Origin of the sequence: Streptomyces phaeochromogenes (assembly GCF_001418655.1) — a bacterium.
Taxonomy (GTDB): Bacteria; Actinomycetota; Actinomycetes; order Streptomycetales; family Streptomycetaceae; genus Streptomyces; species Streptomyces phaeochromogenes.
This window is the reverse complement of sequence record NZ_LIQZ01000338.1, coordinates 1-247: the sequence shown is the minus strand read 5'-3', so window position 1 is coordinate 247 and position 247 is coordinate 1. Positions and strand designations below refer to the sequence as shown.

Genomic DNA, 247 nt, shown 5'->3' with positions numbered 1-247 from the left:
TGGGCGAGGCCGCACCGGTGGGATGAGCGCCGCGCCGCTGTCGCGTTTCACATGTGGGATAGCATCCCGAATATGAGACACAGTGAGGATGTCGACGCGGTCGGCGGCGGCTCGGACCCCGTCGATGCCCGGCTCGGAGTGCGGCTGGCCGAGCTGCGGGCCGAACGAGGCTGGTCCCTGGGCGAGTTGGCGGAGCGCAGCGGGGTGAGCCGGTCGACCCTGTCCCGGGCCGAGCGCGCGGAGATCA

General features: G+C 71.7%; 1 protein-coding gene. It reads left to right on the top strand.

Going from position 1 to position 247, the window contains the following annotated elements; genetic code table 11:
* Positions 1-51: 51 nt before the first annotated feature.
* Positions 52-247, top strand: a 196-nt coding sequence (locus AOK17_RS54120) for a helix-turn-helix domain-containing protein (RefSeq protein ID WP_157881469.1), incomplete at its 3' end; no start/stop codon positions are given.